The sequence below is a fragment of the Wolbachia endosymbiont (group B) of Erebia ligea genome, assembly GCF_947179575.1.
Lineage (GTDB): Bacteria > Pseudomonadota > Alphaproteobacteria > Rickettsiales > Anaplasmataceae > Wolbachia > Wolbachia pipientis_C.
The window spans coordinates 82,868-100,525 of the sequence record NZ_CAMXBW010000003.1 but is presented as its reverse complement, the minus strand read 5'-3'; the positions used below and the strand labels follow the sequence as shown (position 1 = coordinate 100,525).

Genomic DNA, 17,658 nt, shown 5'->3' with positions numbered 1-17,658 from the left:
GTTTAAGAAACAACAGCTAGCAGGTTTTGAAAAGGGTTTAATTCCTTTTGTTTCCAAGTCAGATACAACGAAATTATCCGCTCAAGAAATCTATTCCCTCGCTCTGACTGTGCAAAATATGAATTCTTACGATAGACAACATAATGCCGTATCTGTCGCTCAACATGGTTATTCGTTAATGGAATATTCTCTGGGTCATCCAAAAATGTCCACATCATTGACTCGGATTTTATAATACCCTTTACCGTTCGTGAAGCTCCTTTTGCTTCAAGTATATAAGATATTTTTATCATGCAGTACTGTATGTATCTTCGTAATTCTTTAGCTTGCTTAGTGAACTTTGAAATACTAATTTCATTTTCTGACAAAGCGTTTTTTAATACAAACAATCCATTAGCTGCGTCTTTTAAACAATGGCCAAGTCTCATTACTTCACTATTCCAACTATGAGATAACCTCTCGAAATTTCTCAATAAGTGAGCCCAACAAATTTGTCGTTTTTCATCACTGAAGTGGTTGTAAACTGCATATCTGTCAGTAATTACCAGGTTTTTGTAATCACAAAATGCACTATTCTTTAAAAATTTCATTCCTCTTGTATCTGCTAACTTCATAAGACTTGCTTTATTGTTGGCAAACATCCAGCACCATCCCAATTTGCCTTTGTTGTAGTGACTGGTTTCATCAATATGCAAAATTTCGCTTGCTTTTATTTCTTCCTCTATTTGTTCATAGGCTTCTTTACATTTTGACGAAACCCTTGCTTCACTATTGGACACACTACCAACACTTATACTCATGTTAAAGATGTCTTTCATAATATTCGCTATTTCTCGCTTTGAATTCTTATAAAACCCACTTAGTGATGCAACTACTGACTTAACTCTAGGACCAAAGGTATCCGGTGTAACTCCTTCTGGTAATTTGCTACTCCTTCTTTTTCCGCATTTACGACAGCGACCATGTTCTAATTGATACTCAACTACGTAAGGCTTAATTTCTGGTAAATCAACTTTTTGATAGACATATGGTTTTTCCGATATTGCGATTTCTTCACCACACTCGCATCTATTTGGTAACTCTACCTTCACCACCTCATCTGCTTCCATTTTAGCTCGGCAATTCCCCTTATGTCCAACTTGACCACCTATCTTCCTGCCGCCCTCTGACTTATCTTCTGGTGTGTCTTTTTTTATTTTGTACAGCTCTTTTGAACTTGGTAAAGATGAATTCCTTGAGTTTAAGCCGAGTCTCTCTCTTAGTTCAGCATTCTCTATTTCTAAGATTTTATTTTTTTCTTCAATCTTTGCTACTTTCTGCTCTAAGTTTTTACATAACTCTACAATACTGATCAACAATTGAAGCATCTAGCCTTACTTTACTATCAACATTTTGTGTTATTACTACTTTAATATATTATGTCAATTGTTTTTTATCCTTGCCACACCTCTGAACGGATACTCTGCTTCCATTTTAGCTCGGCAATTCCCCTTATGTCCAACTTGACCACCTATCTTCCTGCCGCCCTCTGACTTATCTTCTGGTGTGTCTTTTTTTATTTTGTACAGCTCTTTTGAACTTGGTAAAGATGAATTCCTTGAGTTTAAGCCGAGTCTCTCTCTTAGTTCAGCATTCTCTATTTCTAAGATTTTATTTTTTTCTTCAATCTTTGCTACTTTCTGCTCTAAGTTTTTACATAACTCTACAATACTGATCAACAATTGAAGCATCTAGCCTTACTTTACTATCAACATTTTGTGTTATTACTACTTTAATATATTATGTCAATTGTTTTTTATCCTTGCCACACCTCTGAACGGATACTAATTTTTTGAGTCAATAGGATAGGCTTCTATTGCCTGAAACATAACATGTGTAGTGTTATATATTCTATCTCGAGCTTCTTTGGAAGTTTGATTATATTCAAGTCCACTTACAATTACTGCATTTATCATACTAGATAATACTATTGCTGTAGAAAGTTTACCACTTCCTGGAAGACCAGTGATATATATGAAAAATTTTATTAGCTGTTTTTTTATGTCAATATTTACCATATTATTTTTAATATTAAAACCTACACTTATAATAACATAAAAACGAGGCTTTAAAACATATGAAATATTACATAAAAAGTCGTTTTTATAGTTAAAATACTATGTAATCTAGAAATGTAAACTCTAATCACCTAAGGCAAGTAAAAGTGCTTAGTATTTTAATGTAGGTTCACCTTTTAGTTTGTAATAAACTTTTTTTCACGTATAAATCTTTAGAAAATTTTAGTCAAGAGCTATGTTATTAACAAATAGTGAGTTGAAAAGAGACCTAGTTAACGCCTATCAAATTTTATCTTATCTTAAATTAGATGATCATACGTATACTCATCTCTCTATACGTTCTGAAGATAAAAAGTCATTTTATGTTTATCCGTTTGGTATACGTTTTTATGAAGTAGATGAAAGTTCATTGATGAAAGTATCGTTTGATGGGAATATAATTGAAGGCAAAGAATATCAATATAATAAAACTGGCTATGTAATCCATGGCTTCATTTATCAAGCAAGGAAAGATATTCAAGCAATTTTTCATCTACATACCCTTCTATTGTAGCAGTTTCTTCTCTCAAGGATGGATTAATCCCAATAAGTCAGTGGGCGCTGCACTTTTATAATAAGGTATCTTACCATGATTATAATTCCCTGGCACTTGATGATACAGAAGGAAAAAAATTAATAGCTGATTTGAAAGAAAATTTTGTGATGTTAATGCGCAATCATGGATCTATAACATGTGGTCAGACTATACAAGAAGCAATGTTTTATACGTATCACTTAGAGCAAGCTTGTAAAACTCAATGCCTGACGCTAGCAATGAATAGGGAGTTGTCAATTCCAAGTGAAGAAATTTGCTCAAAAGCCGTAAAGGATCTTCTGTCTTTCGAAAGCAATCTTGGTGAGAGAGATTGGCACGCATGGGTTAGGTTGATTAAAGGTAAGTTATAAAAGTTTCTGACTCTTCGATAGATATTAGATTTCTTGCATAACCAGCCAGTCTGAAATCCAATAATGGTTTCATACGCTGTAATTCATGCAAGAAGTCTAATGTCTCCATCTCTACTTAAGTTAACACCCTTAACTAAGCAGATACAAGTAAATAACTAGTAAGTTTTTTCAATCCTGCTCCACAGCAAATTTTAATGCTATGTGAGTAGTTATAGTGCTGTTAACAATTAAAATGACAAAAATTAAGATGGTGATTAGTAGTGTATAAATATTCAAGGATAAATTTTCAAATTGAGTTAGCAATTTGAAATATACAAAAGTTGGCATTATCATTGGCAAAACAAGAATTTGCGACACTCCTGATACTAAGTTATTTCGACCAATCATTAATGCATTTCCAGTAGCTGAAATATTAATGATTATCAGCGTATTAAATAATAAAGACACTCCAACTGCTATTGAATGTTCAATATTATTGCCTAGAATTGCAAAGTTGAACATGAAAGAAATCACTGAAATCGGTAACCCAAATAACAACCAGTGAGCGAAGATTTTATAAGCAACTATCAGCCTAGAAGAGAGTGGCTGTACAAAGATTTGCTCTAATATTCCATCATGATAATCAGATGTAAATAAATTATTTGTAGAGATCTGCAAAACAAATGTAGCACATATCCATGTTAATGTTAATATGACTTCTTGTTTACTGTTGTTTTCAAGTGTATATGAAGATAAACTTAACATTATAATAAAAATACATACTATATAAGTAAGATTATTATTATTTATTACTAATTTTTTTACCGAACTAATCATACCAGGATTTTAAATGTTTATTATAAATTATAGTGTTTACTTTGAGGGTAGTATAATTTTTTGTGTTTACAAGTTATATAAGTTTTAGTATATTTTATTGATAATGCTATGGAAAAATTAATAAAAATAAAGTTACCAGAAGATTACGTTCCTTCAGAAAATGAAGAATATATGAACGTAAAACAACTGGAATACTTTAGCTTAAAGTTACAATCAATACTCTCTGAACTGGAGAAACAAGATCTAGAAGATAGTAGTATTTATTCTGATAGAGATAGTGAAAATGGAGAATTAATTAAGCGCCGAAAAGATAGAAAAGAAAAAATTAAGGAGGCGTTGGAAAAAATAAAATTAGGCATTTATGGTTACTGCGATGGAACGGGAGAAGAAATAGGAGTCGAAAGACTTAAAGCTAATCCGCTTGCTATGTATTGTATTGAAGAACAAGAGAGAATAGAAAAAGAAAGTATCCGTTCAGAGGTGTGGCAAGGATAAAAAACAATTGACATAATATATTAAAGTAGTAATAACACAAAATGTTGATAGTAAAGTAAGGCTAGATGCTTCAATTGTTGATCAGTATTGTAGAGTTATGTAAAAACTTAGAGCAGAAAGTAGCAAAGATTGAAGAAAAAAATAAAATCTTAGAAATAGAGAATGCTGAACTAAGAGAGAGACTCGGCTTAAACTCAAGGAATTCATCTTTACCAAGTTCAAAAGAGCTGTACAAAATAAAAAAAGACACACCAGAAGATAAGTCAGAGGGCGGCAGGAAGATAGGTGGTCAAGTTGGACATAAGGGGAATTGCCGAGCTAAAATGGAAGCAGATGAGGTGGTGAAGGTAGAGTTACCAAATAGATGCGAGTGTGGTGAAGAAATCGCAATATCGGAAAAACCATATGTCTATCAAAAAGTTGATTTACCAGAAATTAAGCCTTACGTAGTTGAGTATCAATTAGAACATGGTCGCTGTCGTAAATGCGGAAAAAGAAGGAGTAGCAAATTACCAGAAGGAGTTACACCGGATACCTTTGGTCCTAGAGTTAAGTCAGTAGTTGCATCACTAAGTGGGTTTTATAAGAATTCAAAGCGAGAAATAGCGAATATTATGAAAGACATCTTTAACATGAGTATAAGTGTTGGTAGTGTGTCCAATAGTGAAGCAAGGGTTTCGTCAAAATGTAAAGAAGCCTATGAACAAATAGAGGAAGAAATAAAAGCAAGCGAAATTTTGCATATTGATGAAACCAGTCACTACAACAAAGGCAAATTGGGATGGTGCTGGATGTTTGCCAACAATAAAGCAAGTCTTATGAAGTTAGCAGATACAAGAGGAATGAAATTTTTAAAGAATAGTGCATTTTGTGATTACAAAAACCTGGTAATTACTGACAGATATGCAGTTTACAACCACTTCAGTGATGAAAAACGACAAATTTGTTGGGCTCACTTATTGAGAAATTTCGAGAGGTTATCTCATAGTTGGAATAGTGAAGTAATGAGACTTGGCCATTGTTTAAAAGACGCAGCTAATGGATTGTTTGTATTAAAAAACGCTTTGTCAGAAAATGAAATTAGTATTTCAAAGTTCACTAAGCAAGCTAAAGAATTACGAAGATACATACAGTACTGCATGATAAAAATATCTTATATACTTGAAGCAAAAGGAGCTTCACGAACGGTAAAGGGTATTATAAAATCCGAGTCAATGATGTGGACATTTTTGGATGACCCAGAGAATATTCCATTAACGAATAACCATGTTGAGCGACAGATACGGCATTATGTTGTCTATCGTAAGAATTCATATTTTGCACAGTCAGAGCGAGGGAATAGATTTCTTGAGCGGATAATTTCGTTGTATCTGACTTGGAAACAAAAGGAATTAAACCCTTTTCAAAACCTGCTAGCTGTTGTTTCTTAAACCACACCTCTGAACGGATACTGGCATATATATTACAAAGATCCTGGAGATTTCGGCCTTCCTACTTCCTTTGACTGTCAGGGTAACATATCAAATATAGATATTCATTGGCCTACTCCCAAGGAACATGAAGATAAAGTTGGGGAAGTTACATTTGTTAGTAACATATATGAAGATATGGTGTTATTTCCCTTTAAAACTAATATCATTCCAAATCAGGAATACGTTGATATTAACTTTCATATAAAGTACGCAATATGTAAAGATAGGTGTATCCCTAAAAATGCCGAGATAAAAACCAGTCAACCACTAAAGGATTTTATGGATTCCGATATCAATAAACTCATAAATGAGTGGTATGAAAAATAGGATTTTAGCAGGCTTACTATAGCTTTTATAGTGTTACTTCTCATAAACAATAAGTTAGGTATTTTTCAATTTTTGCTATATACTCGAGTAAAAATCTCTCTTTTACAGATGGATACAGTAAAGTTTGTTTTATTACTGCCAACAATACTACTCATACTAGTTGCTGGTGTTTACCTATCGGTTAAACTAAAATGGTTACAGGTGTTTAGACTACCGTATGCCGTTTCACTTATTGGAGCTAAAAGAGGAGAAAATAAATTTTCTTCTATAGCCGCCCTGTTTACAATCTTAGGAGGAAATTTAGGAGTAGGAAACGTTTCAGGCACTGCTGTTGCTCTAAAAACCGGAGGACCAGGATCCATTTTATGGATGGCAATAATTATTGTTGTTACTTCTGTGATAAAATATGTTACTTGTTACCTAAGTATAAAAACCAGAAAAGAAAAAAATGGACGGTTTATAGGTGGACCTGTAGCCTACATGACTGATGCATTTAATTCTAGAAAAGCTACAGTTGTGTTTCTAGTTATTATGATGATGGTTTCAATAATAGTTGGTAACCTTGTTCAGGTAAATTCTCTATCAATACCACTCAGCATGGTAGATATACCTGTAGTCATTGGCGGCATTGTAATGGCCATAATATTTTTTGTTGTTGCAGCTCTCAGCTTAAAAAAAATTAAAATTTTTATATCGGCTATGATACCGATAATGACGGTAAGTTACCTCACACTTTGCGGTATCATATTATTTAAGTTTAGTGAAAATATTCTTCCTTCTCTAAAACTAATAACAAGCAATTTTTTTACAACTAGTAGCTTTAACTCTGGCTTATCTTTAGGTTTAATTTTAGAAATGTTGACTATTATTCAAGTAGGAACTCTGCGAGGTATTTTTGCAACAGATATAGGACTTGGCCTCGAAGGAATTGTACACTCCTCGATTACTCCTAAAAAAAATAACAATAAATTTATCATTGAACAGAGTCTAATCACAATAATATCTCCTTTTATAGTTGCACTCATAGTGTTCATTACAGCAATGGTACTGCTTGTCACAGATTCTTGGATTACTGATTTAGAGAGCACTAACATGTGCATTTTTGCTTTTAGAAAAGCTATGAATTGGCCCTATACTGACTATTTAATTATGGCTATAATGTTTTGTTTTGCCTTTACTACTATCTTTACTTGGTTTTTTTGTTCAAAACAAACAATACGCTATGTATCTATGGATAATAAATACACTAAAATCTGGACTGTAGTTTTTACCTTAATCATTCCATTTGGTGCAATCGGTGGAGTTAAGTTACTCTGGGATATCGCTGATATTTCAATTGCTGCTTTGCTGCTCATAAACATACTTGCTATACTCAAGCTCACTTCTCAAGATCCAGAAGTATTTACTATGAGTAGCAAATACTTGAAGTTGTAAAAACAGAGCTAAAGCAATATTTTAAGTTATCATCCCAGTCTGGAATCCAGCCTTTCATGCACTTCATCAAAAATGTTATGTTTTAACATAATACTTTTATGCTCACTAACTGAGTGCCACTGGATCCCAGTGTCAGCTACTCAAATGACATACTTTTTGGTGAAAATTACTCTTATATTACAACGTTTGTAGTTATGAATTTGACTATAGGATCAAGTCTAGAAAAATCTAGATTCCAGACTGGAATGACAACTTAAATTGCTTGATGTGAACATAAAATAGCTCATGTCATCACGTTAGCAATACAACTTCTTTAATAAAAACTAAATCAATTCCCGTAATAATTGTACTAGCTAAGGCTAAAAGGCAGAGGGTCATTAGTGAGGGAAAATATGAATACTCAAAGCACACAACAATATCATGAATTCATTCGAGGATTTTTTACTTTATTCGATGAAATAAAAAAGGAAGACGACCCAATTTATAATTCCAGAGTTGGTTTTAATGCAGTAAAGTTTCTAATAAAGCACTCCGTCTGGAATTTGGAGACAGATGAAGACAAAAATAAAGCTTATGAAGTTATTCTTCCAGAGCAGAACAAGATAAAGAAAGCCGAACAAAAGCTTGAAAGTGAAGTTAAAGCAAGGTTAAAAGAGTATGTTGATGATATCGCAGGAGTTTCAATATATGGCGATCACGCAAGTATTACACTGGGAGATGACAAAAAAGAGTTTAAAATCAGCGAGTTTTTAAATAGTGACTTTTGTCAGAAGAAAGGAATTTCGGGATTTTCAACGCTGCATAGTGATGGAAAGAGCGGAATGCACGGTTTTGTTGCCGAAGAAGGAGAGAAAAGAATAAGGCATTATGTTGTAACCGATGGTTCATATGAAATGACTTTGAATTGGCATGACAAAAATGGAAAAAAATGTACTATCAAAATCAAGATTGATAAAGATGGTGTAGATCTCACTGAACGTAATGGTGTTACTGAGGAACAATTAAAAGCAAACACAGATGTAAAAATAGGTGGCTTATTCCTATATCAAATACAATTCAAGGAGAAAGGACAAGAACAAGAGAATCAACAATCATCTGAAACTTTCATAGAAAATGATATTAGTAAAGGTGTTGGCGTTCAAGCTACTCAAGATCAAGAAGTTGAGTTTAAGCATGCAACGACTAGCACTACAAATTCTAAGAACGCATCTGCTAAAAAGATTCCACCGTCACTGCCACCTAGAGCTAGTTCATTACCTAATAATCAGAAAAAAGATGAGTATCAGCCAATACGGATTAATAGTAGAAATAACTACAATTCTCCATATTCTGATGCTTCTTCAAGCAGTACTATTTTCACCAAGTCTGTAATCTACAATCAAGATAATACACAAGAGGATGAACGGTATGACAATCCTACATTTGCTACATTTGGACATGCTGTACCTGGAAGCCGAAAATCAGATGAAAGTGAGCAAATATCTAATAATCGGCAAAAAGGTGCAATTTTTGATCCTACAACTACTGAAAGCGCTGCACCAGTACAAGACGTTGCATTCAAAAAAGTTAAAGATGCATTTAAGTATGAAAACGCTAAAGAATCACGCAATACTGGAAATAAGCAACCACTAAATGATGTAGCTTCGATTCTTGCATGGAAAGTAAAAAATGAGTTATTACGTAGTGAAAGTGAGTATGATGAAGAATTTTCTGACTTCGAAGATGGTTGGAGCGATAACGAAGATGAGTATATAACGCTTTCAAAGCGTCAATCAGATTATAAACAAGAAAAAGATTATCTTAGCACTAAGGAAAACGAAGAAAGAGGAAACGATAAACAAAAAGAAACCGAAGATAAATTACAAGAAAATGAATCTCTAGAATACAGCTCAACAGACATAAAAACAAACGATTCGGGCTATTCATCTCCAACTCACTCTAATCATGAAAAATCTCGAGTAAATTCTGGACAGTTAAAAGCGAGCCTAATGAATGTTGAACAAAGAGATGATAACCTACTTACGGAATTTACCAGTAAGTTGGATAAAGAAACTCAGAAATTCCTGCTAAAACCAGTAAATCAAAAGAAAATGAGTGGGCAAACAAAAGAACATTTATTAGCAGCTGGATTGCTAAAAGACAATGCAGCGGAGAAAGAAATAAACGACTCAGGTTACTCATCTCCAACTTACACTAGCCACTATAATTTTCAGGTCAATTCTGAGCAATTAGAGAAGAGATTAGAAACCATTGAACCAAAAGATACATTGGAAAAATTGAATAAAGGATTGAGAGAACCTTCACACCAGGCTACTAAAGATTTATTCTCAGAAAGTATGTTGAAAGAAGTAAAAGAAGGTAAAAAATATGACCCTGTACGTAAGTTATTAGAAAGAAAAGTGGCAGAACAAGAAGCAGAACAAGAAAATGATAATACTAATCTGACTATAGACAAAAATAGCGAACTATATAAATTGCTAGAAAAAGATGCAGCACAACTGAAAGCTGGAATAGTAGAAGAGGAAAGAAAAGATACTTTAACAGAACGCAATGATAGTCCTGATCGCAATAGAATTGCATTAGCAAATAGAAATAGAATCTGGGCTAAACTTATTGCTGAAGAAAAACAAAAAAAGGACAATGGTATTAGTATAGGTTAAAGGTATCCGTTCAGAGGTGTGGTTTAAGAAACAACAGCTAGCAGGTTTTGAAAAGGGTTTAATTCCTTTTGTTTCCAAGTCAGATACAACGAAATTATCCGCTCAAGAAATCTATTCCCTCGCTCTGACTGTGCAAAATATGAATTCTTACGATAGACAACATAATGCCGTATCTGTCGCTCAACAGGGAACGTTCAAAAAAGTGTGTCAAACCGTATTTTTAATTCAACTCAATTTTTAATCTATCAGGAAAAAAGATATCAAGTTGAGATATAGTTAAAGCCCAATTAGGTAAAGCCATAGCCCATTTTTGCTCTACTTTTTTTATAGCACAATATACCTGTTTATACAAGGCATTTGTATTAGTAAATGAGCCTTTGGTTTTAGTAAATTTTCTAATCTGTCTGTGCAGTCCCTCAATAGGATTAGTGGTATAAATTAGCCTCCTAACAGGACCTGAATACTTAAAATAACTGGACAAATTTTCCCAATTATTCTGCCAAGATTTTATGACTAATGGATACTTTTCGCCCCATTTTTCCTCCAGTTCAAGCAAATAATTTTCGGCAATTTCTTTACTTGAAGCACGATATATTTTTTTCAAATCATTCATGAAAACTTTTACATCTTTGCTAGATACATATTTCAGTGAATTCCTTATCTGATGCACTATACATAGTTGTACTTCTGCTTTAGGAAATATACTATTTATAGCTGTAGAAAAGCTTTTTAGCCCATCAATGCAGGCAATTAGAATATCTTCTACTCCTCTTTCTTTGAGGTCATTTAGCACTCCCAACCAGAAATTAGCTCCCTCACTTTCAGCCAAATAAAAACCTAATACTTCTTTTCTGCCATTTTGATCTATGCCTAATATGTTATACATACACTTGCTTACACAATGTCCATCCTCCTTAACCTTAAAAAACATGCCATCCATGAACACTATTGGATATACTGATTGCAGTGGACGGCTGCGCCATTCATTGATTATTGGTAGCAGTTTATCAGTAATACTGGATATCTCTGCTGCTGATATTTTGTGGTCATATATTTCCTCAACGTGTGAAGCTATGTCTCTGTATCCCATGCCACTGGCGTATGTACTTAATACCTTTGCTTCAAGTTCTGGATGTAGGCTTGTTTGCCTTTTTCTAACTATTTGTGGTTCAAAACTTCCCTCCCTATCTCTTGGTGTTAGCAGCTCAAATGAGCCTCCACTCGTGCGTAAAGTTTTTGCGTTTCTCCCATTTCTTCGGTTATTTTCTTCACTTTTAGCTGACATGTGGTTTTCTATTTCACCTTCCAGACTTGCCTCTAGCAACCTTTTTATAAACGGTGTTAATGCTCCATCTTTTCCTGTCAATGGTTTTCCTTCTCGTATAGATGACAGGATATTTGTTTCTAATTCTTTATAATCTACCAACCCATTAGTTCTATTTGCTTGACTCATATCAAACCTCCATTTTTTATATCAATTTATTACTTTACTTCTCGGTTTGACACACTTTTTTGAACGTTCCCGCTCAACATGGTTATTCGTTAATGGAATATTCTCTGGGTCATCCAAAAATGTCCACATCATTGACTCGGATTTTATAATACCCTTTACCGTTCGTGAAGCTCCTTTTGCTTCAAGTATATAAGATATTTTTATCATGCAGTACTGTATGTATCTTCGTAATTCTTTAGCTTGCTTAGTGAACTTTGAAATACTAATTTCATTTTCTGACAAAGCGTTTTTTAATACAAACAATCCATTAGCTGCGTCTTTTAAACAATGGCCAAGTCTCATTACTTCACTATTCCAACTATGAGATAACCTCTCGAAATTTCTCAATAAGTGAGCCCAACAAATTTGTCGTTTTTCATCACTGAAGTGGTTGTAAACTGCATATCTGTCAGTAATTACCAGGTTTTTGTAATCACAAAATGCACTATTCTTTAAAAATTTCATTCCTCTTGTATCTGCTAACTTCATAAGACTTGCTTTATTGTTGGCAAACATCCAGCACCATCCCAATTTGCCTTTGTTGTAGTGACTGGTTTCATCAATATGCAAAATTTCGCTTGCTTTTATTTCTTCCTCTATTTGTTCATAGGCTTCTTTACATTTTGACGAAACCCTTGCTTCACTATTGGACACACTACCAACACTTATACTCATGTTAAAGATGTCTTTCATAATATTCGCTATTTCTCGCTTTGAATTCTTATAAAACCCACTTAGTGATGCAACTACTGACTTAACTCTAGGACCAAAGGTATCCGGTGTAACTCCTTCTGGTAATTTGCTACTCCTTCTTTTTCCGCATTTACGACAGCGACCATGTTCTAATTGATACTCAACTACGTAAGGCTTAATTTCTGGTAAATCAACTTTTTGATAGACATATGGTTTTTCCGATATTGCGATTTCTTCACCACACTCGCATCTATTTGGTAACTCTACCTTCACCACTCATCTGCTTCCATTTTAGCTCGGCAATTCCCCTTATGTCCAACTTGACCACCTATCTTCCTGCCGCCCTCTGACTTATCTTCTGGTGTGTCTTTTTTTATTTTGTACAGCTCTTTTGAACTTGGTAAAGATGAATTCCTTGAGTTTAAGCCGAGTCTCTCTCTTAGTTCAGCATTCTCTATTTCTAAGATTTTATTTTTTTCTTCAATCTTTGCTACTTTCTGCTCTAAGTTTTTACATAACTCTACAATACTGATCAACAATTGAAGCATCTAGCCTTACTTTACTATCAACATTTTGTGTTATTACTACTTTAATATATTATGTCAATTGTTTTTTATCCTTGCCACACCTCTGAACGGATACGGTTAAAGTAATTACTTAGCAAGCAATGGGTTTCATGTAATGGTAACCCTATTACAGAAGAGTATGAGCCACGTAAAAATAATACAAACATTCCTGCAAGACCTTGTATGTTGTACCCCCCTGCCCTGTTTTTCCACTCTTCTGATGCTAAATAATATTTAATTTCTTGTTCGCTGAGACGCTTAAATTTCACTATTGTAACTACAGTCCTAATATGCTGTTTAGATTGATCAGGAGTTAATAAACACACACTGGTGTATACTCTATGCCTTCTTCCTGATAACAAGCGAACGCATTTTTCTGCTTGCTCAACGTTTTCAGCTTTGAGCAGTATCCTTCTACCACAAGCAACAACTGTATCAACACCAAGCACAAAGTAATTTGGATTTGCACTTTGTATTTTCTCGGCTTTACTTTTTGCCATACGGATTGAGTAATCTTTTGGCAGCTCTTTCTTCAAAGGCGATTCATCTGTATCTGCTGGCAAAACCAAACCTGGCTTAATATTTATTTGTTTTAGTAAGGCTACTCGCCTTTCTGATGATGAAGCAAGAATAAGATTATCTAGAGATTGTTCTATCACTTGAGCCTTTTTATTATCCTACCCTTTCTTGCATTCCTATCATAAATACTCATCTCAACTAACACTCTATCGCCTATAATAATACGTATTTTACTTCTTCTCACTCTTCCTGATACATGACAGATAATCTCATGTTCATTGTCCAGCTTCACTCTAAATTCTGCTGCAGGTAGTAAAGCAGTTACTGCCCCTTCCACTTCAAAAATTGTTTTTGATTTGTCTTCTTTTATCATTGTTGTATTATAATTTAATAATCTTTTTCAGTCTACTATAGATTTTAAATTATTATCAATACAGGAGATTTTTATACTCTACGTGAGTATTCCTCTTGCAACTTATCTCCATATAATACAAGAGGAAAGCAAGTTACCTACGTTTCTACTCTCTGCCACCTTCTCAACAGAACTTATAGAACTTATGTTAGAAGATAAATCATTATCACAATTTTCCTCATCGCTATCAAGTCCACTATCAAAACTTGAAGATCTGGATAACTCTGTCTTCTTTTGTGAGGCACTATCAGGCTCACTAAAAACGTTTCCTGCTAGAGTATAAAATTGATGATTGAAGCTTCTTTGTTCAATAGAACTCATGTTAGAAGATAAACCATTATCACTACCATATCCGCCATCAGAGCTTGAAGATCTGAGTAACGTCATCTTTTCTTCCAGTGGAACACAAGACTCATTATTAGTCTCATTAAAAATATTTCTTGTTGGAGTATAAAATTGATTATTGAGGCTTCTTTGTTCATCAGCATGAATTTTTTCTCCCAGTCCATCAGCTATTTCTACAACTTTATCATCCCATTCATTCTCACACTCTAGCTTGCTTCTTAACTCTTCAACTTCCCATGCTAGTTTGCATATCCCTTGTTCATAAGATTCCAGTTGTGCTTTATGCTCATCTTTCAACTCTTGCACTTGAAGTTTTAAATTGCTTATATACTGCTCCTTTTCCTTCATTATGTGTGCTGCTTCTTTTAATTTGTCTTCTAACTCCTTCTTTTCTGTATTAACACCTTTTAGCTTACCCTCTAGCTTTCCTTTTGCTTCACATACATTTTTAAGTTCTTGTGCTTTCTCTTGTAACTCTGCTAACACACTTGCTAACTTTTCATCTTTTTGTGCCAGTTCAGTTTGCAATTCCGTGTTTTTTCGCTCTTCTTTTTCAAAACTGTTTTGTAAATCAGTTATTTGTTGTGAAGCAATTTCTGGTTGAGTTTCAGTGTGCTGTAAATTGGCTTCCAATGCATTGCTATTAATAGAAGGAGAAGAAGGAAGGCTATTATCAGCATCAACTTTATGATCTAACTTCCCCTCTGGTTCCTTACCTTGATAAGCCACCATAGATTCATTGTAAAAATTAATAGGAGTAGCCCTATCCTCTTCTAGTGATTCCATTACAGCATCATATAAGGAGAGACCTTGAATATATAATTCATCGTTTTGCTTTATTAATTCTAGAATCTCCTTCGATGAAACAAAATCTTCACCATTAAATTTTAGTATTTCAGTTATGCCATCGCTACTCACATTCATAATCATGGTACACATTCCTGATCCATCTTTTGCAGCCCAAGTGCTTGTCATTTCATAATATGCACCTTCTTTAAATTCATAATATCTTTTCTTATCTTTTTTATGAGCGTGCATTTCATGTTTTTTATTGCAATAGATATTCAGTTCTTTAATATCTTTCTCTTGCTGTAAAACGTCATTAATCTTTGTTGGCTCACTATTGTCGTAATGAGTAAGGTTAATATTCAAAACTTTATTATTATTGTCAATTTCTTCACAGTAAACTTGAAAGTCCTCTTTCCATTTTCCAAAATACCTACTTGCAACTTCTTTTCCTTCCTTTACTAACTCTATGTATTTACCTATATTTTTCTCAAAGTCCTCATTAACAGGCTTTTCTCTTTCTTTTACTGCTTCATCCACATACATTCGCTTAAAATCATTATCACCTATTAGATTACTAAAACGCCAATTACCATAAGCTTTTTGTATATCAGTAAAGTCCATCTTTTCTCTTAAAAGCGCTAATAAGCTTATCCTATCTCTCAAATTTTCTAACTCACAATCGAGAAAATCATCGAAACTGCATAACTTTTTATACAGTTCTCTATCTTCTATAATTGAGCGAAGAAATTTCATTATAGTAAGGTTCTTAATGGAAGGCTCATTTTTTTCTACATCATTAATATAGCTTTTGAGAAATTGAAATATACCAAGCCCATCACTATCTTGGACAAACTTCTCTCTATCATTAACACAATTGTTGCCCTGTGATGAACATAATCTATTATGCAATTTTTGCAAGTCATGTATTGACTTAACTACATATTCTGCAACTGACAATTCTCTCAGCTGATCACTTGTTTTTTCCGCTTTTATTGCTTTGTCTCCCTTAGTCAAACCTGCAATCATAATACGCCTCCATTAACTATGTTTATATTATAACAATCAACATGTATTTAAGAAAAATCACACTACTCACTGTACGTTTACGCTGCTACTTTGCATAATAGATTGCTTGAAGTCACACAAGTATCGTTTTTTATTAGATAAAAGTTAACAAGACGTTTTCATAGATTTTTAAGCTTAATAACATCCTCTCTATTGGGACTAGTTGAAATTAGATGAATTGATACGCCTATTAATTCTTCTATTTTTCTCACATATTTCATCAAATTTGCAGGTAATTCCTTAACTGACCTTTTGCCTTGAGTTTTCTCTTTCCAACCAGGAAATTCTTCATATATTGGCTCTAATTCTTTTTGTATTGAATGTGATGCGGGTAAATAATCATACATTTTTCCGCCATACTTATAACCAGTGCCTATTTTAATAGTATCAAAAGAATCAAGAATATCTAATTTGGTTAATACAATGCTTGAAACTCCAGAGAGTTGTACGGCCTGGCGCACTAAAACTGCGTCAAACCATCCGCAGCGCCTTCTTCTATTGCTTACTGTTCCAAGTTCCTTACCTATAGAAAATAAGCTGTCTCCAATCTCGTTATTTTGTTCAGTAGGAAATGGACCATTACCCACTCTTGTTGTATACGCTTTTGCTACACCAATAATGTGCGCATTGTAGGATAATCCTGAGCCTGTTATCGCTTGAGATGCTACGGTATTACTTGAAGTAACAAAAGGGTAAGTTCCGTGGTCGATATCTAAAAATGCGCCTTGAGCGCCTTCAAATATTATTTTCTTACCTTCTTTCATAAAATCATTTAGTATCTTCCACACAGGTTTTTTATATAAAAGAATTTTTTCTGAAATCTCTTGAATTTCCTTTAATATTTCTTCTTTTTTAACTACCTGGTAGTTAAGTCCTTTTCTGATAGCATTATGGTAACTCAGGAGAGCGTCCACTCTTTGATTGAGCTCATCTGTGTTTTCTAAGTCACAAAGGCGTATAGCTCTCCTGCCAACTTTATCTTCATAACATGGCCCTATCCCTTTGTTTGTTGTACCAATTTTGTGATTTCCATTTAAATCTTCAAATAGCTTTTCCTTGTCCTTATGTACGCTAAGTATTAATGGACAGCTCTCGGATACCATCAAGTTGTTATAGTTTACGTCCACTCCTTTAACTTTCAATGACTCTATTTCTGAGACTAGAGCATGTGAATCAAGAGCAACACCGTTTCCTATAATAGATATTTTGTCCGCTCTCAAAACAGCAGAGGGCAGTAAATTTAATTTATAAACCTCATCATCTATTACTATAGTGTGCCCTGCATTATTTCCTCCCTGAAATCTCACAACTACATCTGCATTCTCAGAAAGATAATCTACTATTTTACCCTTGCCTTCGTCACCCCATTGCAGACCAACAATTACAATATTATTCATCACTATTTTCTAGATTAATACGTAAATATTAATGCAGCATGCTACAAATGAAAAGAGAAATCTACGCCTTTCCTATATCTCTAAAATAAAGAAATATACTATCGATTTTCTTAATATATTATCAAATTATTCATCATTATATGTTACAACTTACAGCATATTTATAGTAAGGTG

At 33.8% G+C, this 17,658-nt stretch carries 11 protein-coding genes and 6 pseudogenes; 6 read left to right on the top strand and 11 right to left on the bottom strand.

Annotated elements, in window-relative coordinates:
- Positions 1-2: 2 nt before the first annotated feature.
- The 3 genes and pseudogenes from tnpC (OM962_RS05330) to OM962_RS05320 all read right to left on the bottom strand — a co-directional run.
- Positions 3-1,355, bottom strand: a complete 1,353-nt coding sequence (gene tnpC / locus OM962_RS05330) for an IS66 family transposase (RefSeq protein ID WP_264330459.1) — start codon at positions 1,353-1,355, stop codon at positions 3-5.
- 105 nt (positions 1,356-1,460) lie between these two features.
- Positions 1,461-1,718 (bottom strand): annotated as a pseudogene (locus OM962_RS05325) (IS66 family transposase); the annotation flags it as partial.
- Between the two features lie 108 nt (positions 1,719-1,826).
- Positions 1,827-2,057 (bottom strand): annotated as a pseudogene (locus OM962_RS05320) (hypothetical protein); the annotation flags it as partial.
- A 235-nt stretch (positions 2,058-2,292) separates the two neighbouring features.
- On the opposite strand from OM962_RS05320, the pseudogene OM962_RS05315 reads away from it, so the two are divergent.
- Positions 2,293-3,002, top strand: a pseudogene (locus OM962_RS05315) (class II aldolase/adducin family protein).
- A gap of 168 nt (positions 3,003-3,170) precedes the next feature.
- Here OM962_RS05315 and OM962_RS05310 read toward each other — a convergent pair.
- Complete coding sequence (locus OM962_RS05310) at positions 3,171-3,818, bottom strand: heme exporter protein CcmB (protein ID WP_264331068.1); 648 nt, start codon at positions 3,816-3,818, stop codon at positions 3,171-3,173.
- A gap of 108 nt (positions 3,819-3,926) precedes the next feature.
- Here OM962_RS05310 and OM962_RS05305 point away from each other — a divergent pair, with 108 nt between their 5' ends.
- The 5 genes and pseudogenes from OM962_RS05305 to OM962_RS05285 all read left to right on the top strand — a co-directional run bounded on the left by OM962_RS05305 (position 3,927) and on the right by OM962_RS05285 (position 10,206).
- Positions 3,927-4,313 carry a TraR/DksA family transcriptional regulator gene (locus OM962_RS05305; RefSeq protein ID WP_264331067.1) on the top strand — a complete coding sequence of 129 codons (387 nt, stop codon included), beginning with the start codon at positions 3,927-3,929 and terminating at the stop codon, positions 4,311-4,313.
- A 77-nt stretch (positions 4,314-4,390) separates the two neighbouring features.
- Positions 4,391-5,743 carry an IS66 family transposase gene (gene tnpC, locus OM962_RS05300; RefSeq protein ID WP_264330459.1) on the top strand — a complete coding sequence of 451 codons (1,353 nt, stop codon included), beginning with the start codon at positions 4,391-4,393 and terminating at the stop codon, positions 5,741-5,743.
- Between the two features lie 21 nt (positions 5,744-5,764).
- Positions 5,765-6,112, top strand: a pseudogene (locus OM962_RS05295) (protein-disulfide reductase DsbD domain-containing protein); the annotation flags it as partial.
- Between the two features lie 108 nt (positions 6,113-6,220).
- Positions 6,221-7,546: an alanine:cation symporter family protein gene (locus tag OM962_RS05290; RefSeq protein WP_264331066.1), complete on the top strand. Its 1,326-nt coding sequence runs from the start codon at positions 6,221-6,223 to the stop codon at positions 7,544-7,546.
- Positions 7,547-7,938: 392 nt separating this feature from the next.
- Positions 7,939-10,206: a hypothetical protein gene (locus OM962_RS05285; protein WP_264331065.1), complete on the top strand. Its 2,268-nt coding sequence runs from the start codon at positions 7,939-7,941 to the stop codon at positions 10,204-10,206.
- 23 nt (positions 10,207-10,229) lie between these two features.
- Here the strand turns inward: OM962_RS05285 and OM962_RS05280 are convergent.
- The 7 genes and pseudogenes from OM962_RS05280 to OM962_RS05250 form a co-directional block, all read right to left on the bottom strand.
- Positions 10,230-10,388: pseudogene (locus OM962_RS05280) on the bottom strand (IS66 family transposase); the annotation flags it as partial.
- 38 nt (positions 10,389-10,426) lie between these two features.
- Entirely contained in the window at positions 10,427-11,659 is a 1,233-nt protein-coding gene (locus OM962_RS05275) for an IS256 family transposase (RefSeq protein WP_264330447.1), read from the bottom strand.
- A gap of 66 nt (positions 11,660-11,725) precedes the next feature.
- Positions 11,726-12,927, bottom strand: a pseudogene (gene tnpC, locus OM962_RS05270) (IS66 family transposase); the annotation flags it as partial.
- 77 nt (positions 12,928-13,004) lie between these two features.
- Complete coding sequence (locus OM962_RS05265; RefSeq protein ID WP_264331064.1) at positions 13,005-13,616, bottom strand: Maf family nucleotide pyrophosphatase; 612 nt, start codon at positions 13,614-13,616, stop codon at positions 13,005-13,007.
- Positions 13,613-13,849 (bottom strand): translation initiation factor IF-1, encoded by a 237-nt coding sequence (infA, locus tag OM962_RS05260; protein WP_007302820.1) that lies wholly within the window; start codon positions 13,847-13,849, stop codon positions 13,613-13,615. Before infA ends, OM962_RS05265 begins: the two co-directional genes overlap by 4 nt.
- Positions 13,850-13,951: 102 nt before the next feature.
- Positions 13,952-16,048, bottom strand: a complete 2,097-nt coding sequence (locus OM962_RS05255; RefSeq protein ID WP_264331063.1) for a hypothetical protein — start codon at positions 16,046-16,048, stop codon at positions 13,952-13,954.
- Between the two features lie 158 nt (positions 16,049-16,206).
- Positions 16,207-17,484, bottom strand: coding sequence for an adenylosuccinate synthase (locus tag OM962_RS05250; RefSeq protein WP_264331062.1), 1,278 nt, complete (start codon positions 17,482-17,484; stop codon positions 16,207-16,209).
- Positions 17,485-17,658: the final 174 nt, after the last annotated feature.

Excerpts from the sequence above, each read along its gene's own strand:
- OM962_RS05305 (WP_264331067.1), top strand. The coding sequence starts at position 3,927 with ATGGAAAAATTAATAAAAATAAAGTTACCAGAAGATTACGTTCCTTCA.
- OM962_RS05275 (WP_264330447.1), bottom strand. The coding sequence starts at position 11,659 with ATGAGTCAAGCAAATAGAACTAATGGGTTGGTAGATTATAAAGAATTA.
- OM962_RS05250 (WP_264331062.1), bottom strand. The coding sequence starts at position 17,484 with ATGAATAATATTGTAATTGTTGGTCTGCAATGGGGTGACGAAGGCAAG.
- infA (WP_007302820.1), bottom strand. The coding sequence starts at position 13,849 with ATGATAAAAGAAGACAAATCAAAAACAATTTTTGAAGTGGAAGGGGCA.
- OM962_RS05285 (WP_264331065.1), top strand. The coding sequence starts at position 7,939 with ATGAATACTCAAAGCACACAACAATATCATGAATTCATTCGAGGATTT.
- OM962_RS05255 (WP_264331063.1), bottom strand. The coding sequence starts at position 16,048 with ATGATTGCAGGTTTGACTAAGGGAGACAAAGCAATAAAAGCGGAAAAA.
- OM962_RS05310 (WP_264331068.1), bottom strand. The coding sequence starts at position 3,818 with ATGATTAGTTCGGTAAAAAAATTAGTAATAAATAATAATAATCTTACT.
- OM962_RS05290 (WP_264331066.1), top strand. The coding sequence starts at position 6,221 with ATGGATACAGTAAAGTTTGTTTTATTACTGCCAACAATACTACTCATA.